Origin of the sequence: Nocardia alba NBRC 108234 (assembly GCF_001612665.1) — a bacterium.
Lineage (GTDB): Bacteria > Actinomycetota > Actinomycetes > Mycobacteriales > Mycobacteriaceae > Nocardia > Nocardia alba.
The window spans coordinates 115,556-139,621 of record NZ_BDAX01000013.1; the positions used below are offsets into that span (position 1 = coordinate 115,556).

16 protein-coding genes are annotated in these 24,066 nt (G+C 70.0%); 6 read left to right on the forward strand and 10 right to left on the reverse strand.

Translation table 11 applies throughout. The features are described 5' to 3' along the window. Nucleotides 1-251 precede the first annotated feature (251 nt). The 6 genes from NA12_RS15670 to NA12_RS15695 form a co-directional block, all read right to left on the reverse strand. A complete protein-coding gene (locus NA12_RS15670) occupies nucleotides 252-3,998 on the reverse strand; it encodes an ABC transporter ATP-binding protein (RefSeq protein ID WP_067450831.1) in 3,747 nt (1,248 codons plus the stop codon). After that, nucleotides 3,995-5,338, reverse strand: coding sequence for an LLM class flavin-dependent oxidoreductase (locus NA12_RS15675; protein ID WP_067450834.1), 1,344 nt, complete (start codon nucleotides 5,336-5,338; stop codon nucleotides 3,995-3,997). Before NA12_RS15675 ends, NA12_RS15670 begins: the two co-directional genes overlap by 4 nt. A 12-nt stretch (nucleotides 5,339-5,350) precedes the next feature. Next, entirely contained in the window at nucleotides 5,351-6,091 is a 741-nt protein-coding gene (locus tag NA12_RS15680; protein ID WP_067450837.1) for an ABC transporter ATP-binding protein, read from the reverse strand. Next, on the reverse strand, nucleotides 6,067-6,918 hold the full coding sequence (locus NA12_RS15685; RefSeq protein WP_067450840.1) for an ABC transporter permease: 852 nt from the start codon (nucleotides 6,916-6,918) through the stop codon (nucleotides 6,067-6,069). The genes NA12_RS15680 and NA12_RS15685 overlap by 25 nt, the downstream gene beginning before the upstream one ends. Then, nucleotides 6,915-7,958, reverse strand: coding sequence for an ABC transporter substrate-binding protein (locus tag NA12_RS15690; protein WP_243654711.1), 1,044 nt, complete (start codon nucleotides 7,956-7,958; stop codon nucleotides 6,915-6,917). Before NA12_RS15690 ends, NA12_RS15685 begins: the two co-directional genes overlap by 4 nt. A gap of 172 nt (nucleotides 7,959-8,130) precedes the next feature. Next, the gene (locus tag NA12_RS15695; protein ID WP_165914751.1) at nucleotides 8,131-9,258 is read right to left on the reverse strand and encodes an ROK family transcriptional regulator; all 1,128 of its coding nucleotides are present in this window, start codon (nucleotides 9,256-9,258) and stop codon (nucleotides 8,131-8,133) included. A gap of 106 nt (nucleotides 9,259-9,364) precedes the next feature. On the opposite strand from NA12_RS15695, the gene NA12_RS15700 reads away from it, so the two are divergent. Beyond that, on the forward strand, nucleotides 9,365-9,586 hold the full coding sequence (locus tag NA12_RS15700) for an FmdB family zinc ribbon protein (protein ID WP_067450849.1): 222 nt from the start codon (nucleotides 9,365-9,367) through the stop codon (nucleotides 9,584-9,586). Nucleotides 9,587-9,601: 15 nt separating this feature from the next. Here the strand turns inward: NA12_RS15700 and NA12_RS15705 are convergent, their stop codons facing one another. The 4 genes from NA12_RS15705 to NA12_RS15720 form a co-directional block, all read right to left on the reverse strand. Further along, on the reverse strand, nucleotides 9,602-9,877 hold the full coding sequence (locus NA12_RS15705; protein ID WP_132369677.1) for an Rdx family protein: 276 nt from the start codon (nucleotides 9,875-9,877) through the stop codon (nucleotides 9,602-9,604). 17 nt (nucleotides 9,878-9,894) lie between these two features. Next, nucleotides 9,895-10,284, reverse strand: a complete 390-nt coding sequence (locus tag NA12_RS15710) for a YchJ family protein (RefSeq protein ID WP_067450994.1) — start codon at nucleotides 10,282-10,284, stop codon at nucleotides 9,895-9,897. 70 nt (nucleotides 10,285-10,354) lie between these two features. Next, nucleotides 10,355-10,780: a hypothetical protein gene (locus NA12_RS15715; RefSeq protein WP_067450852.1), complete on the reverse strand. Its 426-nt coding sequence runs from the start codon at nucleotides 10,778-10,780 to the stop codon at nucleotides 10,355-10,357. Then, nucleotides 10,777-13,287 carry an AAA family ATPase gene (locus NA12_RS15720; protein ID WP_067450855.1) on the reverse strand — a complete coding sequence of 837 codons (2,511 nt, stop codon included), beginning with the start codon at nucleotides 13,285-13,287 and terminating at the stop codon, nucleotides 10,777-10,779. Before NA12_RS15720 ends, NA12_RS15715 begins: the two co-directional genes overlap by 4 nt. Before the next feature lie 394 nt (nucleotides 13,288-13,681). Between NA12_RS15720 and NA12_RS15725 the strand changes: the two genes are divergently transcribed. The 5 genes from NA12_RS15725 to NA12_RS34420 all read left to right on the forward strand — a co-directional run bounded on the left by NA12_RS15725 (nucleotide 13,682) and on the right by NA12_RS34420 (nucleotide 24,054). After that, nucleotides 13,682-16,672, forward strand: coding sequence for an SWIM zinc finger family protein (locus tag NA12_RS15725; protein ID WP_067450858.1), 2,991 nt, complete (start codon nucleotides 13,682-13,684; stop codon nucleotides 16,670-16,672). Further along, nucleotides 16,669-17,769 carry an ATP-binding protein gene (locus tag NA12_RS15730; RefSeq protein ID WP_067450861.1) on the forward strand — a complete coding sequence of 367 codons (1,101 nt, stop codon included), beginning with the start codon at nucleotides 16,669-16,671 and terminating at the stop codon, nucleotides 17,767-17,769. Before NA12_RS15725 ends, NA12_RS15730 begins: the two co-directional genes overlap by 4 nt. 49 nt (nucleotides 17,770-17,818) lie before the next feature. Next, the gene (locus NA12_RS15735) at nucleotides 17,819-20,254 is read left to right on the forward strand and encodes a DUF5682 family protein (protein WP_243654712.1); all 2,436 of its coding nucleotides are present in this window, start codon (nucleotides 17,819-17,821) and stop codon (nucleotides 20,252-20,254) included. A gap of 184 nt (nucleotides 20,255-20,438) precedes the next feature. Beyond that, nucleotides 20,439-21,602: a VWA domain-containing protein gene (locus tag NA12_RS15740; protein ID WP_067450864.1), complete on the forward strand. Its 1,164-nt coding sequence runs from the start codon at nucleotides 20,439-20,441 to the stop codon at nucleotides 21,600-21,602. Between the two features lie 121 nt (nucleotides 21,603-21,723). After that, nucleotides 21,724-24,054, forward strand: coding sequence for an ADP-ribosylglycohydrolase family protein (locus NA12_RS34420; protein WP_207905558.1), 2,331 nt, complete (start codon nucleotides 21,724-21,726; stop codon nucleotides 24,052-24,054). The last annotated feature ends 12 nt before the right edge of the window (nucleotides 24,055-24,066 follow it).

Below are 24,066 nucleotides of genomic sequence, written 5' to 3' on the forward strand. Positions count from 1 at the left end.
GTGTTTGCTCCCGCTGGTCGAAGCACCTGGTGACTACCTAAGAGAGTACGTGCGCGGCACCCGAACGCGCTCCCCCCGCGCCATTTCCACAGGTAACAGTTACTCCGCGATACACGCGACGGCGTCGTTCCGCGCGATACCGGGCGGTTGTGACACGTGGGTTCGACCGCAGGCCGACCCGGTCCGCCCGGCGGGAAGGGCGAGGTCGGCCGCCGGCCGGAGCCCACCGGACAGCAGCCGCACCCACTCGATTAGCTGGAAATGTGCTGCGCCTCGTCGCCGACGTAGGCGGCCCACAGGCGCCGGTACGGCCCGTCGACGGCCACCAGCTCGGCGTGCGCGCCGACCTGCACGAGCTTGCCCGCGCCGACCACCGCGATGAGATCGGCGTCGGCGGCGGTGGCGAGCCGGTGCGCGACGACGATCGTGGTGCGGCCCGCGGTCAGCACGTCCACCGCCGCACGTACCCGCGCCTCGGTGGCCAGGTCCAGCGACGCGGTGGCCTCGTCCAGGATGAGGATGTCCGGGTCGACGAGCTGCGCCCTGGCCAGCGCCAGCAGCTGACGCTGCCCGGCCGACAGACTGCGCCCGTGCGCACCGATCGGCTGGTAGTAGCCGTGCTCGAGCGCCGCGATCATCTCGTGCGCCCCGACGGCCCTGGCGGCCCACTCGATCTCGGCGGGCTCGGCGTCGGGGTTGCCGTAGGCGATGGCCTCGCGCACGGTGTCACCGAACAGGAACGGCTCCTGCGGGACGACGCCGAGTCGTTTGCGGAAATCGCGCAGCCGGAACCGACGGATGTCGACGCCGTCGACGAGGACCGCGCCCTCGGTCGGGTCGTAGTACCTGGCGAGCAGCTTGACCAGGGTCGATTTGCCCGCGCCGGTCTCACCGACCAGGGCGACCTTCTGTCCCGGCTCGATCCGCAGGTCCAGCCCGTCGAGCACGGTGCGGGTCCGCGACGAGTACCCGAAACTCACCGAGCGCAGTTCGATCGCGCCGTCGAGGCGGGTCACCGGGAGCGGGTCGACGGCCTCCGGCGTGTCGACGGGGGTGCGCAGCAGGTCGCCGATGCGATCGACACCGACCACCGCCTGCTGATAGCTGTCGAACACCTGCGAGAGCTGCTGGATCGGGGCGAACAGCAACTCGATGTAGAGCAGGAACGCGATGAGTGTGCCCGCGGTGAGCACGTCGTCGCGAACCTGGTGCACGCCGACCGCGAGCACCGCAGCCGTCGCGATCACCGACATCAGTTCGATGCACGGGAAGAACACCGCCATCAGCACCTGCGAGCGCAGCCGCGCGTCGCGGTAGGCCCACGACCTGCTCTCGAACTCGGTCTGGTTCACCGCCTCCCGACGGAACGCCTGGGTGACGGTGATGTTGTCGACGTTCTCCTGCAGGTACGCGTTGACCGCGCTCACGCGTTCCCTGGCCAGGTTGTACGCGGGCACCGACGCGCGCCGGAAGGCCACAGTCGCCACGCCGAGCACCGGCAGCAGCACGAGCACGACCACGGCGAGCCCGGCGTCGATCACCAGCAGCGCGGCGACCACGCCCGCGATGGTGACCGTGCTGGTGAGCGCGGTGGCCAGCCCGGTCTGCAGAAACGCCGAGAGCCCGTCCACATCGGTGGTCATCCTGGTCATGATCCGGCCGCCGAGCTCGCGCTCGTAGTACTGCAGGCCGAGGCGTTGCAGGTGGGCGAAGGTCTTCACGCGCAACCCGTAGAGCAGCCGTTCGCCGACCCGCCCGGTGACTCGCACCTGAGCGACGCTGATCGCCCAGTCCACCACCACGACAACGATCGCCAGCGCGGCCGCGCCGATCACCACGTCGCGCGCACCGGCCAGCACCCCGTGGTCGATGCCGTAGCGCACCAGGAACGGGATCAGTACCTGGGCGATGGCATCGAGGCCGACCAGGCCGAGCCCGGCGAGCAGCGGCCAGGTAAAGGGGCGAAGCAGTCGCGGCAGGGAGAACGCGGTGTCGGGGGTGTGCGAGAACGACGGGTCGACCTCGGGCTCGCCGGTGACCGGCGGCAGGCGGTCGAGCAGGGCGGCGATATCGCCGCTGGGCGGCGCGCTCGCCATCATGCCCCCGCCCACGCCGGCGCCGGGGCCCGCGGGCGCGCCCGCCGACCGCCGCGCGAACGCCTTGGCCAGGTGTTCCATCGTGCGGTCGTCGTCGGAGTCGACTTCCGGTGCCACCCAGAGCTCTTCGGTGGCGGCCCGGGCGGTGTCGTACTGCGGGTCGGCGCCGATACCGGCGACCGCGGGCGGGGTGAACAGGGCGCGGAACAGCTCACCCGATTGCTGTAGTTCGCGCAGGGTGCCCAGTTCGGCGACGCGACCGCCGTCGAGAACCGCCACCCGGTCGGCAAGTGCCAGCGTCGAGATCCGATGCGCGACCACGATGGTCGTGCGCTTGCGCAGCTCGGCGCCGATTCGCTGGTAGATCTGCTCCTCCACCTGGGCGTCGATGGCGGAGGTGGCGTCGTCGAGCACCAGGACCGGCGCCTCGGTGAGCAGGGCTCGCGCGAGCGCGATGCGCTGGCGCTGACCACCCGAGAGTCGTTGTCCGCGTTCGCCGATGGTGGTGTCGAGGCCCTGCGGCAGGGCGGCGACGAACTCGTCCGCCGCCGCCAGGTACAGCGCGTGCCGGACCTGTTCGTCGCTCGCGTCGGGTCTGCCGTAGGCGACATTGGCGCGGATCGTGTCGGCCATCAGGTGCGTGTCCTCGAAGACCATCGCCACCTGAGCGCGTGGGTCGGGCAGCTCGCGCAGGTCGACGCCGTCGAAGAGCACCGTGCCCGAATCGGGTTCGAGCAGCGCGGGCAACAGCGACACCAGAATCGTCTTGCCGCTGCCCGCTCCGCCCGCGATGGCGACCGTCTCGCCGGAACCGATCCGCAGATCGAGACCGTCGAGGATGGCGGTGTCGTCGAAACCGAAAGCGACCGAGTCGAATTCGATCGACGGTGGCGCGACGACTTCGGCCTGCGCGGCGCCTCGCGTCCCCGCCGCACGAGGCGCCGCGTCGGCGTCGTCGGGCGCTTCGATCACCTCGCGCACCCGGTCCAACGACGCCTTGCCCTGCTGACTCACTGTCAGCAGCATCGAGAACTGCCGCACCGGTCCGACGAACGCGGCCAGATAGGTCATGAACGCGAGAAACGTGCCGAGCGTGATGGCTTGACGCAGCGCGAGCAACCCGCCGACGACCAGGATCAGTGCCTGCCCCGCCGCGGGTACCGCCTGCACGACCGGGGTGAACCGGCTGGTGATCCGGGCGACCCGCAGCCGCGACCGGTACAGCACCCGCGCCCGCGCGCCCAGCTGGTCCAGCTCGTAGGACTCCTGCCCGAACCCCTTCACCACCCGCACGCCGGCCACGGCGGCCTCGACCTGCATCGCCACTTCGGCGGCCCGCGCCTGCGCGTCCCAGTTCGCGGGGAACAGCTGGCGCTGGCTGCGCCGGGTGACGATCCACAGCCCCGGCAGTACTACCAGCGCGATCACGGTGAGCGCGGGCGACATCACAGCCATCAGCACCAGTACCGCGAGCAGCAGCGCCACATTGCCCATGATCATGGGGATGAGCTGCAGGAACATCTGGATCAACGTGACATCGGTGATCGCCCTGCTCACCACCTGCCCGGTGCGCAACTGCGCCTGCTCGCGCCCGTTGAGCCGCAGCAGCGCGGCGAACAGATCACGACGCAGGTCGTGTTGCACGCCCAGCGACAGCTCCGAGGAGGCCACCCGGCGCGCGTACGACGATCCGAACCGTGCGGCCCCGATCACCAGCAACAGCACCACCCACGGCAGCACCGAGGCCGCGGTGGTGCTGAGGGTGTCGACCACATGCCGCACCACCAGCGGCAGCGCCGCGGTGAGCAGCGCCGCCGCCAGCGCACCGGTGTAGCTGATGATCACCAGCCGCCGGTGCTCGAGACAGCGACGGGTCAGGTAGCGAATCCAATCCGATCTCATCGGGCGGCCACGAGCGCGTCCGCGTCGTCGAACTGGTTCGCCGGCCGCGCGAGACCGTAGTGGCCGCGCAGCGTGGTCTCGGTGTACTCGGTGCGGAACAGGCCGCGCTCCTGCAGGATCGGGACCACCTCGTCGACGAAGCGTTCCAGGCCGGAGGGCAGCACCGCGGGCATGATGTTGAAGCCGTCGGCGGCGCCCTGGCGGAACCAGTCCTCGATGGCGTCGGCCACCTGCACCGCGGTGCCCGCGAAGGTGCGGTGCCCGCGTCCGCCGCCGAGCCGGGCGATCAGCTCGCGCAGGGTGAGTCGTTCGCGCCGGGCCAGATTCACGATCAGCGTGAAGCGGCTCTTCGCGCCCTCGATGTCGTCCTCGGTGGGCAGGTCCTCGGGCAGTTCGCTGTCCAGGTCGAGCTCGTCGACGGGCAGCTTGAATCGCTCGGCGAGTTGCTTGCGCGCGTACTCGGGCGAGATCAGCCGGGCCAGTTCCTCGTCGAGCTCGCGGGCCTGCTCCTCGGTGTCGCCGATGATCGGGACGATGCCGGGCAGGATCTTGATGCTCTGCGGGTCACGACCGGCGGCGACGGTGCGGGCCTTGAGATCGGTGTAGAAGGCCTTGGCGTCGTCGAGGGTCTGCTGCGCGGTGAACACGGCCTCGGCGTAGCGGGCGGCGAATTCCTTGCCGTCCTCCGACGATCCGGCCTGTACCAGCAGCGGATATCCCTGCGGGGAACGCGGCAGGTTCAGCGGGCCGTCCACCCGGAAGTGCTCGCCGTGGTGCAGGATCTTGCGCACCTTCGAGGCATCGGTGTGGATGCCGAGTTCCTTGTCGGCCAGCACGGCGTCGTCGTCCCAGCTGTCCCACAGTTTCGTTGCCACGTCGACGAATTCGGCGGCCTTCTCGTAGCGCAGCCGGTGGTCGGGGGTGTCGTCGAGACCGAAGTTGCGGGCCGCGTCGGCGCCGGCGGTGGTGACGATGTTCCAGCCCGCCCTGCCGTTGCTCGCCCAGTCCACCGACGCGAACCGGCGGGCGAGGTTGAAGGGATCGTTGTAGCTGGTAGAGGCCGTGGCGATGAGACCGATCCGGCTGGTCTGCACGGCGACCGCGGTCAGGATCACGGTCGGCTCCAGCTTGCCGCTCGGCCTGCGGCCGGGGTCGCCCATCAGCACCGGGCTGTCGGCGAAGAAGATCGAGTCGAGCTTGCCGCGCTCGGCGGTCTGCGCGAGCCGGACGTAGTAGTTGATGTCGGTGTGGGCGTGCGGATCGCTCTCCGGCAACCGCCACGCCGCTTCGTGGTGGCCGACCGACATCAGGAAGGCGTTGAGGTGCAAGTGTTTCGACATGTGAAGCGCCTTTCAGGCCGCGCGTTCGGCGACGCCGAGTGCGGTGAGCAGGGTGTGACGAATGCGCCCGAACGCGGGCAGGCTCGGATCGCGCTCGCCGCTCAGCTCGACCGGAATGTCGAGCGAGAGGCGGCCGTCATCGAGCACGATCACCCGGTCGGCCAGTGCCACAGCCTCATCGACATCGTGGGTGACCAGCAGGACGGTCGGGCGATGCCTGCTGATCAGGTCCCGCAGCAGGGCGTGCATCTTGATCCGGGTGAGCGCGTCGAGCGCGCCGAAGGGTTCGTCGGCCAGGAGCAGATCGGGTTCACCGACCAACGAGCGAGCCAGCGAGACCCGTTGCTGTTCACCACCGGAGAGCTCCCTCGGCCAGGCGCGTTCGCGGCCGGCGAGGCCGACTTCCGCGAGTACCCGCTCGCCCGCGGCGCGGCGCGATCTCGGCTGTCCGTAGAGCACATTGGGCAACACCCGCTGCCAGGGCAGCAGCCGCGAATCCTGGAACACCACCGAGGTTTTCGCCGGTATCCGCAGCGTGCCCGCACCGTCGACGTCGTAATCGAGGCCGGCCAGTGCCCGCAGCAGCGTGCTCTTGCCCGAGCCGCTGCGTCCGAGCAGGGCGACGAACTGTCCGGGCGCGATGGTCAGATCGATCGAATCCAGCACCGTGCGGTCACCGAATTTGCGCGTCAGCGAACGAACCTCCACCCCGGTGACCTCGGGCTCGCTCACCCCGCGATAGTGCGTCGCCATGACAGCACCCTCCGTTCCACCAGCCGGATCGCCGAATCCGAAGCCAAGCCGAAGATGGCGTAGACGACCAGGCCGACCAGGATCACGTCGGCCTGTCCGTAGTTCTGCGCGTTCGACATCATCTTGCCGAGACCGTCGATGGCGTTGACCGTCTCGACCACGATCAGGACCAGCCAAGCACTGGTGACCGACATTCGCAGCCCGAGGAAGAAGCCCGGCAACGATCCGGGCAGCACCACGCTGCGAATGAACTCCGCGCGCGAAACCCCCTGTACCTCCGACAGTTCCACCAGCTTCTGGTCGATCGTGGTGAGCGAGGCGTGAGTCTGGATGTACATGTGCACGACCACGCCGAGGGTGATGAGCACGAGCTTGAATTCCTCGCCGATACCGAGCCACAGGATCATCAGCGGAATCAGGCCGAGGGTGGGAATGGCCCGCTTGATCTGGACCGGGCCGTCGATGAGCGATTCGCCCCACCGGGACAGGCCGGCGATCACGGCGAGCGTGGTGCCGATGAGTACACCGACGACCATGCCGATCAGTACGCGTTGCAGCGACACCCCCAGGTTGGCCAGCAGCGGGCCGTCGACCAGCAACTCCCATCCGGTCTGCAGGACGGTCCACGGGGCCGACAGTTTGCGCGGGTCGATCAGTTCGAGCAGGGAGCCCGCGGCCCAGGCCGCGACCACCAGGAGCACGCCGAGCAGGCGAGCGGCGGGGACGGCCTTGCGCAGGCCGAGCCGGCGCAGGGTGCGTCGTTCGACGAAACCGTCATCGATCGTTTTCGTGACCGGAATCGTGGTGCGAGGCAGGGCGATTGTCATTGCTGCCCCTTGGTCCGGTACGTCGCCGACACCGCGTCGAACGCGATCTTCTCGAATCGGCGGTCGAACAGTTCGGCGGCGGGGAAGGAATTACCGAAGAAACCGGCCTTGGTCACCAGATCGATCGTCTCCTGTTCCCAGGAGATCGCCTCGTTCCAATTCTCCGGGAAATACGGCTTTTCCGTCGTGGCGACAATGCGTTTGCCATCTTCGACCGAGACCGTCTGATCCTTGACGTAGTACGCGTCGATCCATTCCGTGGGATGTTCCCAGGCCCACACCTCGCCGCGGGCCCAGAATTTCACGAATTCGGCGACGGCGGCGGCTTTGCTGTCGTCGCGCAACACCGAGGTCGGCGCCCACAGCACGGTCAGCGCGTCGACTGCGGGAGTGTCGATCGCGGTGGCGCCGTCGACGCGATACTTGTCGAGGTACTTGGTCAGGGTCGGTTCGCCGAACGGGGCGACGTCGATCTCCTTGGCCTGCAGGGCGGTGAGGAACTTCGTGCTCGGCAGCTCCACGAGCTGCACCTCGTCGGTGCGGATACCGGCCGCCTTCAGCGTGCGCAACACCACCAAACCCTGCGCCTGACCCGGGGAGAAGCCGATCTTCTTCCCGCGCAGCCCGTCGAGGCTGGTGAAGCGCGATCCGGGGGCGGTGGCCAGCTTGTACAGCGGGGTCGTGCGCACCTTGACGCCGACGATCTTCGCGTCGAGGCCGCTGGCGTGCGCGTGGATCGGCGGAATGCCCGCATTGGTGGCCAGGTCCACCGAGCCGCCGCGGAAGGCCTGGATGACATCGGGCCCGGCCTGCACCGCCGGCCACGACGACACCGTGAACGAGAGCTTGTTCAGCTCTCCCGACGCGGTCAGCGCCACCTTGGCGGTATTGGCCGCGACCGCGAGCGAGACCCCGGCGGGGACCTGGGTGGGCAGCGGCCCCGTCAGCGCGGCGCCGTTCTCGTCGCTGGTGGCGCAGGAGACCGCCAGCAAAGAGGCCGCCGCGGCGAGAAGTGCTATTCGTCGAATATTTTTACGCAAGGTGATTTCCCGGAGATGATCGAAGAATTGTCGGCGACGGAATTCTCACCGCGACAACACAGCACATCCGACGTGGCCCGGGCGACGCCGGACTGCATTTTGTTCATAGTGTCAACTGTCGCGGGTGTCGCCGGTTCCGGTCAATATTCGACTGTCTTAAAATAACCACGAATCAAACTGCCTGCGCGACAACCGTGCTCAGCGGATCACTGAACAATTCCTGCAACACCACGCCGGCGGCCGCCATCACCAGCACCTGCCCGGGGAACGTCGACGCGAAGATCACCTCGCCCGGATCGGCGCCGATGGTCGAGTGGGCGCGCACCGCCTCGTCGTAGGCTTCGCGCACGCCGGGCACCGTGATCAGGCCACGGTCGATCAGCACCAACGCTTCCGGGTCGATCAGATCGATCAGCGCCGCGGCGACCTCACCCATCACCCTGGCGCGCTCGATGAAGTACTCGCGTTGCGGGCCGCCCGCCGCGGCCGCCGCCACCACCGCGGGGAAACCGTCGAACCGGCCGACCGTCTCGGCGCGCGCCAGCAACGCGTGGTCCCCGAGTGCCTCCAGCGCGAATCTGTTGGTGGTGCCGAGCAATCGGGCGATCGAGCCCGCCCCGAAATGCGGCCCGCAGTTGACGCGGCCGTGCACGGCGATGGCGGCATCGATCACATTGCCGACGAACAGCACGATCGAACTCGCCGAGCCGCGTAGTCGGCCGTAGAGCTGTTCGGCGTGCACCGTCGCGCGGGTGTGACTGTCCACGCTGACCGGCAACCCGGTTCGGGCGCTGAGGTATTCGCGCACCGGCACGTCACGCCAGCGCAGGTAGGAGTGTTCGACGACCGAACCCGTGGCGGCGTCGACACGCCCGCCGATCGCCACCCCGAGACCGCGGATGCGCACCTGATCGGCGAGGTTCGCCCCGACCGCGCGCACGCGGTCCACCACGGCGTCGAGGATGTCGTACGGGGCGTGGGTGCGATGGGGCACCTGCTCCCTGTGCAGCACCGACCCGGCGATATCGACCACCGCGACGGTGATCTGCACCGCCGCGATATGCACCGCGATCACCACATTGCCGGCAGCGTCCAACGCGATCGGACTGTGCGGCCTGCCAACGCCGCCCGGGCCGGGCGACTCGGGCAGTTCGACGAGCAGTCCCGCCTCGACCAGCGCCCGGCTCTGCCAGGTGACCGTGGCGGGTGACACCCCGGCATGCCTGGCCACCACGCTGCGCGGTGCCGACCCGAGGTCGAGCACCGCCCGCAATACCGCCCCCGCGCTACTGTTCGCCATGCGCCACCTCGCCATCACCGCCGTTCGCTCACCGTACGGAGCGCGGCGGCCACAGCGAAGCGTTCGACGCACCGTGATCGCAAGCATCGGCCCTTACACTGGGCCGATGCCGAACTACAGCTTCCGGTGTCGCTCCTGCGGCGACACGTTCGACGTCAACCGGCCGATGGCGCAATCCTCGGATCCGGCGACGTGCCCGGCCGGCCACGACGACACCGTCAAACTGCTCACCACCTTCGCGGCGGTGGGACGCGGCTCCGCGCCCGCACCCACCCCCGCGCCACGTGCGGCGGGCGGCGGTTGCTGCGGCGGTGGCGGCTGCTGCTGACCCGCCGCCCGGTCGTCAGTCGCGGCGGTCGACGTGGCCGAGATCGCGATCGGGGGCGATCCGGTCGCGCACGCGCTGCTTGAGCACGGCGATATCGGGAAAACCCCCGTCCGCCTTCCGTTCCCACAGTTGTTCGCCGTCCAGGGTGATGCGGAAGATGCCGCCCTGGCCGGGAACCAGCGCCACTTCGCCGAGTTCGGTGGCGAACGTGGTCAGCAGTTCCTGCGCCATCCAGCTCGCGCGGAGCAGCCAGCGGCATTGGGTGCAGTATTCGATCGCGATGCGGGGCACGTGAGCAGTATCGCGGTTCAGGCCTGGAACGTCCCGTCGAGGTAGACCCAGGCCCCGTCGACCCGCACGAAGGTACTCAGCTCGTGCATGGCGTCCCTGGCACCGTCGAGCTTGTAGTGGGCGATGAACTCCACGGTGCCGTTGTCGTCGAACGGGCCGCCCCGCTGCGTGCCCACGATCTCGAGGAACAACCACCGCTGATCCCGTTCGAGTTCGAGCTGGGCGGGGCGAGTGCTCGGGTGCCACGAACGCAGCAGGTAGTCCGCGTCGCCGACGACATAGGCGGTGTAGCGGGACCGCATCAACGTCTCCGCGGTGGGCGCGGCCTTCTCTCCGGACAGAATCGGGCCACAACAGCTGTCGAACGGCTCACCACGTCGGCACGGACACGCCTTCACTTCACCCATCCCGTCATCCTGCCGCAATCACCACTCGCCACCCGGCGCACCCCGGTTCCGGTCTGCCGCCGCGCGCCGATCACCCGATCGGCTGGCGCGCGAGCGCGGCGAGCTCCAAGGCCCGCGCCAGGTCGGCGGTCTGATTCCGCCACCGCCGCAGATCGGTGACACTCGGCGCCATCTCGTAGTCCAGATGATGCGCCGCCCGCGACAGCGCCGCCCACAAGGCACCGACCTGACCGGCGGTATCGGGCCCCGCGTACACCCGCAACGCGAGCAGTTGAGCCCGCATCGGACACCGCATCAATTCCGGCGCCACCTGCGCCCACAGCTGGTCCACCGCCTGCTCGAGCGCCAACCGCAGGATCCACGCCACCGCCCGCGACCACACCCCGCCGGCGTCCGACACCGAGCCGTCCAGCAGGTTCTCGGCCGCTTCCAGCCGCTGCGCCACCGAGGGCCGCGGGCTGTAGGCGGGGCGAGCACGCCTGCCACGGCGATTCACGACCGCACCGCCGTGTTCGGCTCGTGGGCTCGCAGCCAGGTGATGAATCGTTCGGTGTCACCGATCAATTCACGCATCGGGCGGTCGATCGGCACATGCGCGCCCGCGGTGGCGTCACGCAGGACGCCGACGAGCCAGCGTCCGCCGACCGTGCTGAGGTGCTTGTTCAGGTCGTCCACACGGGCGCCGACGCCCATGATCGCGAGGGTGATCATGGCGCGGGTGGTGTGGGCGTTGCGCACGCGCCGCTCCACCTCCCCGTGCGCGAGACCGGACGCCAGCAGTTCGTGGCGGGCCTTCGCCAGCCCGGCCGCCTCGATCGCCGAACGACAGCAGGTCGCGACGAGTTCGTCGGCGATGGCTGCGGGCAATTGCGGTGTGCGGAGCAGGGATCGGGCGTCGTCGAGGTAGCGGCGAACCGGATCGCCGGTCACCCGCACCTCGACGATCGACCGCTCGCGACGCTGCACCTCCAGCACGGTGGCGTCGAGTTGCATGCGCCGCACCGCCTCGGCGAGGCGCTCGTCGTGGGTGAACACCACCACCTGTCGCGTCGCCGCCACCTCGGCGAGCACCATGGCCAGCCCGTCGACCTTCGCTGGGTCCATCGCCTGCACCGGGTCGTCGATCATCACGAATCGGAAAGGGCTGTGCGCCACCGTGGCTCGCGGCAGGAACAGCGACAGCCCGAGCGCGTGCAGCTCGCCCTGGCTCATCACGCCGAGTGCCGCGCCGTCCACCTCGTCGACGGTCACATCGAGCAGCACCCGCCGCGCCGTGCCCGCGCTGCCCTGCAACCGAATCGCCCCGAGCTCCACATTGCTCTGCTGTCGCAGGGTGCTCCACACCCAGCGCGCCGTGGTTTCCAGCGGCCGCATCCGCTCGCCGCGAATCGTCGCCGTCGCGGCCTTGAGCCAGTCGGCCGCCTTCTTCACCACCCGCAGCTCGCTCGCGTGGTCGGCGACGGCGCGGGCGGGGTCGAGCCAGGCGAGCACGCGCGGGACCAGCGGCGACCACACCGTGTCGAGGCGATCCAGCTCGATGCGCGTATCCCGTTGCAGTGCGGCGAGCTCCGCGGCGAGGTCGGCATGGATCTCGCGCAGACGATCCGGGAACGGACCTTCGTAGTCGGCGCTCGCGAGCGCGGCCCACTCCGACCAGAGCTGTCCGACGACTGCGCGCTGGGCACGCAACGAGTCCGAGGCGCCGTAGCGGGCGGGCGCATCCGTCCGACCACCCGCCGGATCGAAGGTCGGCGCCGTGGGAGCGGGTGCGATCGCCGAACCGAGCTCGACCGGCAGATCCGCGGGCAGGTCGCGGACGGCCGCCAGCGCCGCGTCGAACTCCACCGTGGCCGCTCGAAGGGACGCGAGTTCCACAGTGCGGTGCGCTATTTCGGCATCGGCCGCCGTGAGCCAGTCGGCATCCAGCTCGTCACGGCCACAGACCGGACAGGGGCACGAGCCCGACGCCGTGACGTGTTCGCGTGCCCGCGTGAGCAATTCGAGCACCCGCAGATCGGCCTCGGAATCGACCGTCGCGTGGCGCGCCACATTCGCGGCCGCCTCGGCCAGTCGCGTGGCGGCGGCGGCGACCGGCGCGAGGTCGGGCAGGGACAGCCGCAGGACCGCGCGCAGACCCTCCGGTCCGTCGACGCCGAGAACCGAACCGGCCACCGCGCCCGCCACCGCGTCGAGATCGGGATCCGGTGTGCGGAGCAGGTCGGCCACGGCACGGGCGCGTTCGTCGTCGGCCTCGGCCAGCTCGACCAGCAGGTCGGCGCGAGACTGGCGTGAATCCTTTACGGCGCGTTCGAGTTCGAGCTTGCGCAAGCGGATCTGCTCGGCCGCGGCGGCCAGCTCGTCGAGTCCGAGCAGACGATGCAGCGCGTCGAAGAGGTCGCTCGGTTTGCCGTCGACGAGCGCGCCGAGTTCGCTGTAGGACAGGAACGGCCGGTACAGATCGAGGCGCCTGCGCCGTACGCTCGGGTCGACCGAGGCGGCTGGTTCGTCTCCACGCCGCTCGGTCCACCGCGCGTCGGCCAGGTCGGCACTCGGATCCCAGCTGGTGACGACCGAGAGCGCGGGCTCCTCGCCCGCGGTGAGTAGTTCGAGGTCGATCCGGGCGGCGTCGGGTTCGTGCAGGTTGCGCCAGCCCTCCCGCCACGCGGTCGAGCGACCGTCCCAGCGTCGATTCCCACCGGTGAGCGCGAATTCGGCGGCCTCGGCGAAACTCGACTTCCCACTACCGTTGCGACCGACCACCAGGGTGAGGCCGGGTCCCGGATTCAGCCGCAGTGTCGCCGCGGGTCCGATACCCCGAAAGCCCTGCACGGTGATCGACCGCAGGAAGACGCCGGTGTCGCCGGATTCCGAAGCGGTCGAGTCACCGTCGACAGCGGTGAGCGCGGCGAGCACACAGTCGGCGACCCGTTCCTCCACTGCCGGGTCGGCGGCCAGCTCGCGCGCGACCACCTCGGCGATCCGATCCGAGCACACTTGCGACATCCCCCTTTGCGTCGGCGCGCAACGCGGCGATCCTGGTCGAAACGCTACCCGATCGCCGGATGTTTGCCCAGGGGATGCGCAGGGCCCCAGCGAATCTGCCCGCGGGAGTGGAATGGCCATCGCGGCGCCACGGCGGGCCCTCGATGTCCACCCCTCGCCCACCCCGGCGGGCAGCTCGATGAGGGTGTTCACACCCGCGTTACGCTGCGTCGAGCAGCGCGGGCGGTCCGGGCAGCGCCGAACAGATCAGAATGTCAGAGATCGTGAACCATGGCAAGTGGTAGAGCCTGAAATTGCCTCGGCATCAACCTTTTCCACGGGCGTCACCGCTGTGGTCCGCTAGTTGTCGGTGGGTTGCGGTAGATATTCGGCGAACACGAGAACGGGGGAACCGATGACCGAGCAACGCACGCCGTGGACCGAGGACCAGGTCCGCGCACTCGCGCCCGATGCGAGCTCGCTGGCTGCCGCACGCAAGCTGGCTGGTCGCTGGCGCGAGACCGGCGCCGCCGGCAACGCGGTGTGGGGACTGTGCCAGGGCAGTGGCGCCAAGCCGTATCAGGCGATCGTCGACCTCGACGGGCCCGCGTACAAGTGCTCGTGTCCGAGCCGCAAGTTCCCGTGCAAGCACACGCTCTCGCTGTTGCTCACGTGGTCGAGCGGCCAGACCCCCGCACGCGACGCCCCCGCCGACTTCGCGGCCGAGTGGCTGGCGGGTCGGGCCGCGAAGGCCGCCGCGCCACCGAAAGCCAAGGCCGCCAGCACGCCGTCACAGGCCACCGTCGAGCAGCGCCGTGCCAGGGTGGCCGCCGGGCTCACCGAACTGGAGGTGTGGCTCACCGACCAGATCCGAACCGGGCTGGCCCAGACCGACCGTTCCTACGCCGCCTACGAGGCGATCGCGGCACGGATGGTCGATGCCCAGGCGCCCCGCATCGCCGAGACCCTGCGCCGACTGCCCACCGCGGTCGTCACCACCGAACACTGGCCCGAACTGCTGGTGCGCGAGTACGCCCGCCTGCACCTGTTGGTGCTGGCCCATCGCCGCCTCGATGCCCTTCCCGAGCCGCTGCGGGCGGGCATTCGCACCCATATCGGCTACCCGACCTCGGCCGAGTCGGTGCTCGCCGAGCCCGCCGTGCGGGACCGCTGGCTGGTACTCGGCATGCGGGTGAGCGAGCAGGATCGGTTGCACACCCGTCGCACCTGGCTGCGCGGTCGTGCCAGTGGCCGGTGGGCACTGCTCCTCGAACATTCCTTCGCCACCCCGAATTTCACCGGCGAGGTGCCCGCACCCGGCAACGAGGTGGACGCCGACCTGCACTACTACCCCGGTGCGGCCTCGCTGCGCGCGCAGTGGGGCACCCGGCACGGCGCACCCGAACCCTTCACCACCGTCCCCGCGGTCGGCGGTACCACGATCGACGACGCGCTGACCGCCTACGCGGGCGCAGTGAGCGAGGATCCGTGGCTGCGCGCCTGGCCCGCGCTGCTCACCGACGTCGTACCGGTGCTCGACGAGAACGGCTGGCAGCTCGTCGCGGCCGACGGCACCGCGCTATCGCTGCCCGCGGGCGTGCGTCCGTGGCGGCTGATCGCGGTGGCGGGTGGTCACCCGGTGACGGTGTGCGGCGAGTGGCGAGCCGACGGCTTCGACCCCGTCTCGGTGTTGTGCGCCGGTGCGGTGAACGAGCTGGAAACCGAGTTCCCCACCGAGATCACCCCGACCCCCGCGTTGGCTGATCTCGTCTCGGTGGCACTGCTCGGCACGGCACGGCGCACCGCCGACGGTGTCCAGCTCGACGCCGCGGTCGCCGCCGCCGTCCCGCAGCACGCGGGCGAACCGGCCACCCGGCTGCTCCACACCGCCGCGCTGCAAGACCTGTATCTGCGTGGCGGACAACTCCCGCATACGGCGGCGAAACCCGAACCCGCCGTCGATGATCCGCGTCCGCTGCTCCCGCGCCCCGCCGCCGACCGCCTCAGCAGACTCCTCACGGACAAGTCCCCGTTCCTGACCGAATGGTTCACCGCCGCGACCCCTTTCGACTTCCGCCTGCCCGATGTGCTGTGTGTCCAGGCGCTCTCCGCTGCCGCCGACATCACACTGCGAGCACCGCTGCTACGCATGGCGGGCCGCCGCGGACGCTGGCTCGCGGCCCGAAACCCGGCCTGGGCGAAACTGGTCGACGAGTTCCCCGCCGACGCCACGACCTCGCTGACGGATCGGGCCGCCGAGAACAGGCGGCCGTCGGCGAGCGTCGCCGACATGGGCACCGACGCGACCACGTCCCGGAACGCCGAGTCGGGCACGACTGCCGACCCGAGCTCCGGTGCGGAGCCGAAAGCGCACGACATCTGGTTGTTCGGCACTTCCGGCGAGCGAAAGGACTGGTTCGCCCGCACTCGCCGGGCCGATCCGGCCGCGGCCTCGGCCGTGTTGACCGCGGCGTGGCCGAAGGAGTCAGGGCCGGTCAAGGCGGAGCTGCTCGGGCTGCTCGCCGACGGGCTCAGCGCAGCAGACGAAGCGCTGCTGGAGCGGGCGCTCGACGACCGGCGCGGCGACGTCCGGCGCACCGCGACGACGCTGCTGAACAAGCTCCCGGACGCCGCTTTCGGGCGGCGGATGGCAGCGCTGGTCGGGTCGTGGATCCGAGTGGAGGCCGACGGCGTCGTCGAGGTGCGGGTGCCCACGGAACTCGACGCGCGCACCCGCCGCGACGGCATCACCGACGCGACCGATCAAGCGAAGCTGCGCTGGGACACCCCTGATTCCACGATCACCACCCTGCACCAGGCGATCGCCGCCACGCCGCTCACCGCGTGGGGCCCGATCGTGCGTGCCACCGCCGAGAACACCGCCACCACCGCCCTCACTCTGTCGCTGCCACCTCGCTATGCCAAGGCAATCGTGGACGGCTGGGTCGATGCCACGCTCGCTCAACACGACACCGCCTGGGCCCGTGCGCTGTTCGCCCACGCCACGCCGACCGAGCAGGCGGTCCTGCGGCGGCGCGAACTGTTCACCCTGCTCGATGCCGCCGACCGGATCGAGCACGTGCTCGATCTCGACGCCCACCAGCTCAACGAACTACACGCGATCCTGCCCGGCCTCGATCACCCGTGGCCGGAACCCGTCGCCGACCACGTGCTGCGCCTGCTCGGCGAACGCGCCCGCACCACCGCGCGGCAGCCGCACGCCAGCGCGGGCGTGTACACCGACCGGGCGCTGCTCACCGCCGCCGGCGTCCACCTGCCCGCCGAACTCGCGACGCGCGTCGGCGCGCTCGCCGACAGCACCGACGATCCCGCCTGGCAACAGGCATTCCACCGACTCGCCCACGATCTCACCGATCGTGCCACCATGCTCGAGGAGCTGCGTTGACCACCACCGAACCCGCCACCACCCTGCTGCGTCCCCACGCCGAACAGGCCTTCGCCGATGAGCTGGCCGCTCTCGGTCGCGTCGACGATCGGGTGCGCCCGCCGTCCTGGCAGCTGTCGCCGTGGGCCGTGGTCACCTACATCCTCGGCGGCACCCTCGACGACGGCACCGTGATCACCCCCAAATATGTCGGCCCGCGCCGGCTGATGGAGGTGGCGGTGGCCACCCTCGCCACCGACCGCGCGCTGTTGCTGCTCGGTGTGCCGGGCACCGCGAAAACCTGGGTATCGGAACATCTTTCGGCGGCCATCAGCGGCGAGTCCACGCTGCTCGTGCAGGGCACCTCCGGTACCGCCGAGGAAGCCATCCGCTACGGCTGGAACTACGCCCGCCTGCTCGCCGAGGGGCCCAGCGACGCCGCGCTGGTGGCGTCACCGGTGATGACCGCGATGCGCACCGGGGCGATCGCCCGCATCGAGGAGCTCACCCGTATCCCCTCCGATGTGCAGGACGCGCTGATCACCATCCTGTCCGAGAAGACCCTGCCGGTGCCCGAACTCGGTGCGGAAGTGCAGGCGGCCAAGGGTTTCAATGTCATCGCCACCGCCAACGATCGCGATCGCGGCGTGAACGATCTGTCCTCGGCGCTGCGGCGACGCTTCAACACCGTGGTGCTGCCGCTACCCGCCGACGAGGATTCCGAGGTCGCCATCGTGAGTCGTCGCGTCGAACAGCTCGGCGCCGCACTGGAATTGCCGACCGTTCCGGCCGCCGCGGAGGAAGTCCGCCGGGTGGTGCGGGTCTTCCGCGAACTGCGCTCCGGCATCACCGCCGACGGCCGTACCAAGCTCAAATCGCCCTCGGGCACGCTGTCCACCGCCGAGGCGATCTCGGTGATCACCAACGGCCTTGCCCTGTCCGCCCACTTCGGCGACGGTGTCCTGCGCGCCTCCGATATCGCGGGCGCCGTCCTCGGCTCGGTGATCAAGGACCCGGTGGCCGACACCGTGGTCTGGACCGAGTACCTCGAGGCCGTGGTCCGGGAGCGCCCGGATTGGGCCGACTTCTACCGGGCCTGCCGCGAAATCGCCGGCTGAGAACCGAGCGAAGGGGAGGACCGAACACACACCACACATGGGGATTTCGATGAGTCAACGCGACAAGGTCATCCATCCGGCGAACGGTGCGACCACACCGGACGATGCCGTTATCCGCGCGAGCTCCGGCTCGGAACCGGGCGAGGGCGATAGCGCCCGGCCACTGGAGGTGACCACGAACGCGGCAGCCGCTGTGGATTCGGCCGGCGACACGAACCCGGGTGCGAGCGATTCCTCGGTCGGCGCGGCAGCGGTGACACGGGTGTTCGGCATCCGCCACCACGGGCCCGGGTCGGCCCGCTCGCTGCGCCACGCGCTCGAGGAGTTCGCGCCCGACGCCATCCTCATCGAAGGTCCCGCCGACGCTGATCCGCTCGTCGGATTCGTCGCCGCCGACACGATGACGCCACCGGTCGCGTTGCTCGCCTACGTTCCGGATTCGCCCGCGCGCGCGGCATTCTGGCCCTTCGCCGTGTTCTCCCCCGAGTGGCAGGCCATGCGCTACGGCGTCGACCACGCCGTCCCCGTCCGCTTCTGCGACCTGCCCGCCGCGCACGTGCTCGCCGCCGACGACGATGCCCGCGGCGGCGGCTCCGACCCGCTGGCCGCCCTCGCCTCGGCCGCCGGCTACGACGACGCCGAACGCTGGTGGGACGCCATTGTCGAATCCGTGCCGGACAGTGCGGCTTTCGACGCCATCACCGAAGCGATGGCAGCCCTGCGCGAGGACGCTCCGGGTTCGGCGAGCGAGACCACGCCACCCGAGGCGGCAACTCCGGCCGCACCGCTGATCGTCGACCAGCACACCCTGGTCCGCGAAGCGCATATGCGGCAGGTGATGCGGCAGGTGCTCAAGGGCGGCGCGAAGCGGTTGGCGGTGGTGTGTGGCGCCTGGCACGCACCGGCGCTGGTCGAGCCGCTCGGCCCCGCCGCGCCGGATACGCGGCTGCTCAAGGGACTACCGAAGACGAAGGCCGCCTTGACCTGGGTGCCGTGGACGCATTCGCGGCTGGCGGCAGGGTCGGGTTACGGCGCGGGCGTTACCTCGCCGGGCTGGTACCACCATCTGTTCACCGAGACTCAACGGCCGGTGGCGCGCTGGCTGACCAAGGTCGCCGGGGTGCTGCGCTCGCACGATCTGCCGGTGTCGAGTGCGCACATCATCGAGGCGGTGCGGCTGGCGGACACGCTCGCGGCGTTGCGGGGCAGGCCGCTGCCGGGATTGTCCGAGGTCACCGAGGCGGTGCGGTCGGTGATGTGCGGTGGCGACGAGACCATGCTGCGCCTCGTCGTCGATGAACTCATCGTCGGCGAGACGCTCGGCGGTGTCCCGGAGGACACCCCGACCGTCCCCCTTGCGGCCGATCTGCGAGCGCGCTGTAAGACCTTGCGGCTCAAGCCGGAAGCGCTCGCCCGCAATATCGACCTCGACCTGCGCAAGGAACGCGACGTCGAACGCTCCCACCTGCTACATCGACTGCGCCTGCTCGGCATCGGCTGGGGCACGCCGACCACCGGCGAGGTGCGCAGCACCGGCACCTTCCGCGAGACCTGGACCTTGCGCTGGGAACCGGAGTTCGAAGTTCGCATCGTCGAAGCGGCCGTATGGGGAACGACCCTGCGCACCGCCGCCGAGACGAAGATCCTCGACACCGCGAGCCGCGACGACATCACCGTCACCGCGCTCGCCGACGCGCTGGAAACGGCCCTGCTGGCCGACCTCGGCGGCGCCACCGAGGGATTGATCACCAGGCTCGAGGCCGCCGCCGCGCTCGATCACGACGTGACCCATCTGCTCGGCGCCCTCCCCGGCCTGACCCGCACGCTGCGCTACGGCGATGTCCGCGGCACCGACACCAAGGCCCTCGCCCACGTCGCCGACGGACTACTGGTGCGGATCTGCGCGGGCCTGCCCGGCGCCGTCACCGGCCTCGACATCGATGCCGCACAGGCTCTGCGCACCCAGATCGACGCCGCGCACACCGCCATCAGCACCCGCGACGACGAGCACACCAGCACCGAATGGCTGGCCACCCTGCAACGCATCGCCGACCGCGACGATGTGCACGGCGCGATCGGCGGCCGCGCGGTACGTCTGCTGTGCGACGCCGAGCGGATCGACGACGCCGATTCCGCCCGTCGACTGGCCGCCGCGCTGTCGGTCGGCAACACCCCCGCCGCCAAGGCCGCCTGGATCGACGGGTTCCTCGGCGGTCGCGGCCTACTCCTGGTCCACGACCGAGAGCTGTTGCGCCGCATCGACGAATGGCTACGCGACCTCAACGAAGACCAGTTCGTCGCCACCCTGCCGCTGCTGCGCCGCACCTTCGGCTCCTTCGAATCCGGCGAACGCCGGGCCATCAGCCAGGCCCTGCGCGACACCGGCTCAGCGCCGGCCACCTCCGTCGGCCACCCCGAGATCGATCCGATCCGCGGGCAACTGGCGCTGCGCGCGGCGACCGCCATCCTGGGGGCCGCTGGGTGACCCGCCGCCGCAGACGTTCGACACCGAGCCAACGGCCGGGCCGTGCGCGATATCGGATCCACCGGTCGCCGCCGCGCCAGGATCACCCACCGCGATTCGCGTGCGGGGCGATCGTCACGGTGGCCGCGCCCGACACTCACTCGACCCCGCGTCCAGCTCGCCCGCTCGACCATCAGGAGCACCGATGACCGAACCCGACGAAACCCATTCGCGCCGTTGGCGTCTCGTGCTGGGAGCAGCCGCCGAGGAACAGCTCGGCGGACTGAACTCCGGCGCCGACCAGGCGATGGACCAGGCACTGTCGGCCCTCTACAACACCGGTGAAGCAGGCGGGTCGACGAAAAGATCCGGCGGACTGGGTGGTTCGGCGCCCCGGGTGGCGCGCTGGCTCGGCGACATCCGCACCTACTTTCCCGCGACCGTGGTCGAGGTGATGCAGCGCGACGCCGTGGACCGGCTCAACCTCACCCAACTGCTGCTGGAGCCCGAGCTGCTCGAATCGGTCGAGCCCGATGTGCACCTGGTCGGTACCCTGCTCGGCCTCAACCGGGTGATGCCCGAAACCACCAAGGCCACCGCGCGGATGGTGGTCGAGAAGGTGGTGCGCGAGATCGAGCAGCGCATCGCCGCCAAGACCGTGGCCGCGGTCTCGGGTGCCATCAACCGGGCCGCTCGCACCCATCGCCCGAAACTGCGCGACATCGATTTCAACCGGACCATCCGCAAGAATCTCGCCAACTACCTGCCCGAACACCGCACCATCGTGCCCGAGCGGCTCGTCGGCTACGGGCGCAAGTCGCAGTCGATCCAGCGCGATGTGGTGCTGGCCATCGACCAATCCGGCTCGATGGCGGCCAGCGTCGTCTACGCCTCGGTGTTCGGCGCCGTGCTCGCGTCCATGCGATCGCTGAAGACCTCACTGGTCGTGTTCGACACCGAGATCGTCGATCTCACCGAGCAACTCAGCGACCCGGTCGACGTCCTGTTCGGCACGCAACTCGGCGGCGGCACCGACATCAATCGCGCCATCGCCTACTCGCAGACGCTGATCACCCGGCCCACCGACAGCCTGTTCGTGCTGATCTCCGACCTCTACGAAGGCGGCGTGCGCAACGAGATGCTGCGCCGCTGCAACGCCATGAAAGAGGCCGGCGTCCAGGTGGTCGTGCTGCTCGCGCTGTCCGACGAGGGCGCACCCGCCTACGATCACGACAACGCGGCAGCACTCGCGGCCCTCGGCATTCCCGCCTTCGCCTGTACCCCCGACAAATTCCCGGACCTGCTCGCCACCGCCCTCGACCGCGGCGACATCACCCGCTGGGCCGACACTCACGCCCCGGCGGTGTGACCGGCCGGGGCCGCCGCGTTCGTTGCGAGAAGTCGCGGTACTTCCGCCGGAAGCTCAGGGGCGTGTCGCGCCTGAGCCAACTAGGCTACCGACGATCGGGTTCGGTGAACGGGGTGAGGCGATGTTGCGGCGCGGGGCGGTGTTCGCCGGTTTCGTCATCGAGCGTGAGCTGGGGCGCGGCGGGATGGGGGCGGTGTACGCGGCCAGGGACCGCAGGCTGCCACGCCTGATCGCGTTGAAGTTGATGCATCGTGACCTGTTCGCCGACGTCGAGATCCGGGCCAGATTCGAACGCGAAGCCGACCTGGTGGCCCAGCTCGACCACCCGAACATCATCACCGTCTACGACCGAGGCATCGACGAACAAAGTCTCTGGATCGCTATGCAGTTCGTGGACGGCGTCGATGCCTCAGCGGTGCCGGCGCAGCAGCTCGGGACAGAACGAATCGCCCAGATCGTCACCCAGACCGCGAGCGCCCTCGATTACGCACACCGCATGGGCGTCCTGCACCGAGACGTGAAGCCGGCCAACATTCTGCTGTCGCGCACCTCGGGGGTCGGCGCGGGCTTCGACGAACGCGTGATCCTCACCGACTTCGGCATCGCCAAACTCCTCGACGACACCGGCGGCCTCACCCGCACCGGCCAGTTCACCGCCACCATCGCCTACGCCTCCCCCGAACAACTCAGCAGCGCACCGCTGGACGGGCGCGGCGATCAATACTCCCTGGCCTGCACGGTCTTCCGGCTCCTCACCGGCACCGGCCCCTTCGACGCCCCCAACCCCGCCACCGTCATGCTCGGCCACCTCAACGCCCCGCCTCCCGCCGCCAGCACCCGTCGCACCGGACTCACCCACGCGGTCGACACGGTCCTGTCCAAGGCCATGGCCAAAGATCGCGCCCATCGCTTCCCCACCTGTGCCGACTTCGCCGCCGCGCTCACGCAGGCGCTGGGCCACTCATCGCACTCCGCCGGCGCCTCGATCCTCACTGGCCACCCCGCGCTCCCACGAACCACCTCCCAACCCGCCAGCGCCGAATCACACTCGATCGCGACACCATTCGTCGCGCTCGCGCCGGGCACCAGTTCCGAAACCGAACCGCGCGACAGCTCGAGTCGACGCAGTGCCGCCCGACGGCACGACACAACAGCTGTGCGCCACCCACCCGAATCGGAAGCGCGAGCGCCGGGGGCGACTCGCAACACGGAGGCAGCGCACCCCAACTCGCGAGACCAGTGGCGCTCCATGGTTCGCCATGGCGAGCCGGGCAAAGCCGCGCGCACAGCGAGCGCCGCATCGGAGTGGACGCAGCGCGTGCGCGGATGCCTGCTCGGCGGCGCGATCGGCGACGCCCTCGGCGCCCCGGTGGAAACCCTTTCCCTGCAACGTATTCGCGCCGAATACGGCCCGGCGGGCGTGACCGATACGGATCCCCTTCGCATCTCCGAAGAGACCCAGCTGACCGCGTTCACCGTCGAGGCGTTGATCCGGGGCTCGGTGCGAGCCAGGGCGAAGGGCATCGGCGGGGCGACGATGGGCCTGCTCCAGCAGGGTCTGCTCGTGTGGCTGCGCGGGCAGGTCGCCGAGATCCCCGAGCAACCGTTCGCCTTGTACAGCTCACTCAGCGGCTATCCCGCGCTCACCGAGCAACGTGGCGTGGCCATTCCGGTCTACACGGCGCTGCGGCAGGCGGCGCAGCGGCGAGCGCCGACCGAACCGCTCGGGACGCGCGAACAGCCCATCAATCACTCCAAGGGCAGCGGCGCGGTGATGCGCGCCGCCCCCTGTGGGTTCGGCTACGCCGCGGACCGCTCCGGGGCCGCCACCGACGCGGTCTTCGAATTGGGCTGCGACGCCGCCGCGCTCACCCACGGCCACCCCAGCGGTTGGCTGCCCGCGGGCACCCTGTCCGCGTTGGTCTATCAGCTCACGCGCGGCGCCGATATGGCCACCGCGCTCTCGCGCGCACGGGCCGAGCTGGCGAACTATCCCGAGCACGAGGAAACCTCGGCGGCCCTCAATGCCGCGCACCGGTTGGCGGCCCGGATCGAGCGCGAACGACGTTATCCCACAGCCGAGGACGTCGAATCGCTCGGCCAGGGATGGATCGGCCCCGAGGCACTGTCGATCGCGGTCTTCGCCACCCTCGCCGCGGCGGGCCTGGGCGGCTCGCACCACGACATCGTCCGCACCGGACTCCTCCTCTCGGTCAACCACTCCGGCGACAGCGATGCCACCGGCTCGATCGCGGGCAGCCTGCTCGGCGCCCGCTACGGCCACCCCGCGCTCCCCCGGACCTGGGCGCGCAGTGTCGACGCTCGTCCGATCCTCGAACTCCTGGCCGACGGATACTGCACCGAATTCGGCCTTGCTCCGCCCAGCGATTCCTTCGGAGTTCCGCCCAGCGACTGGTGGAACCGCTACCCGGGCCGGTCACCGTCGGATTGATCGATCCTCGGC

What these genes read in the sequence shown, in the direction of transcription:
- NA12_RS15670 (WP_067450831.1), bottom strand. Translation starts at nt 3,998, where the DNA reads ATGAGATCGGATTGGATTCGCTACCTGACCCGTCGCTGTCTCGAGCAC.
- NA12_RS15675 (WP_067450834.1), bottom strand. Translation starts at nt 5,338, where the DNA reads ATGTCGAAACACTTGCACCTCAACGCCTTCCTGATGTCGGTCGGCCAC.
- NA12_RS15680 (WP_067450837.1), bottom strand. Translation starts at nt 6,091, where the DNA reads ATGGCGACGCACTATCGCGGGGTGAGCGAGCCCGAGGTCACCGGGGTG.
- NA12_RS15685 (WP_067450840.1), bottom strand. Translation starts at nt 6,918, where the DNA reads ATGACAATCGCCCTGCCTCGCACCACGATTCCGGTCACGAAAACGATC.
- NA12_RS15695 (WP_165914751.1), bottom strand. Translation starts at nt 9,258, where the DNA reads ATGGCGAACAGTAGCGCGGGGGCGGTATTGCGGGCGGTGCTCGACCTC.
- NA12_RS15700 (WP_067450849.1), top strand. Translation starts at nt 9,365, where the DNA reads ATGCCGAACTACAGCTTCCGGTGTCGCTCCTGCGGCGACACGTTCGAC.
- NA12_RS15710 (WP_067450994.1), bottom strand. Translation starts at nt 10,284, where the DNA reads ATGGGTGAAGTGAAGGCGTGTCCGTGCCGACGTGGTGAGCCGTTCGAC.
- NA12_RS15720 (WP_067450855.1), bottom strand. Translation starts at nt 13,287, where the DNA reads ATGTCGCAAGTGTGCTCGGATCGGATCGCCGAGGTGGTCGCGCGCGAG.
- NA12_RS15725 (WP_067450858.1), top strand. Translation starts at nt 13,682, where the DNA reads ATGACCGAGCAACGCACGCCGTGGACCGAGGACCAGGTCCGCGCACTC.
- NA12_RS15735 (WP_243654712.1), top strand. Translation starts at nt 17,819, where the DNA reads ATGAGTCAACGCGACAAGGTCATCCATCCGGCGAACGGTGCGACCACA.
- NA12_RS15740 (WP_067450864.1), top strand. Translation starts at nt 20,439, where the DNA reads ATGACCGAACCCGACGAAACCCATTCGCGCCGTTGGCGTCTCGTGCTG.
- NA12_RS34420 (WP_207905558.1), top strand. Translation starts at nt 21,724, where the DNA reads ATGTTGCGGCGCGGGGCGGTGTTCGCCGGTTTCGTCATCGAGCGTGAG.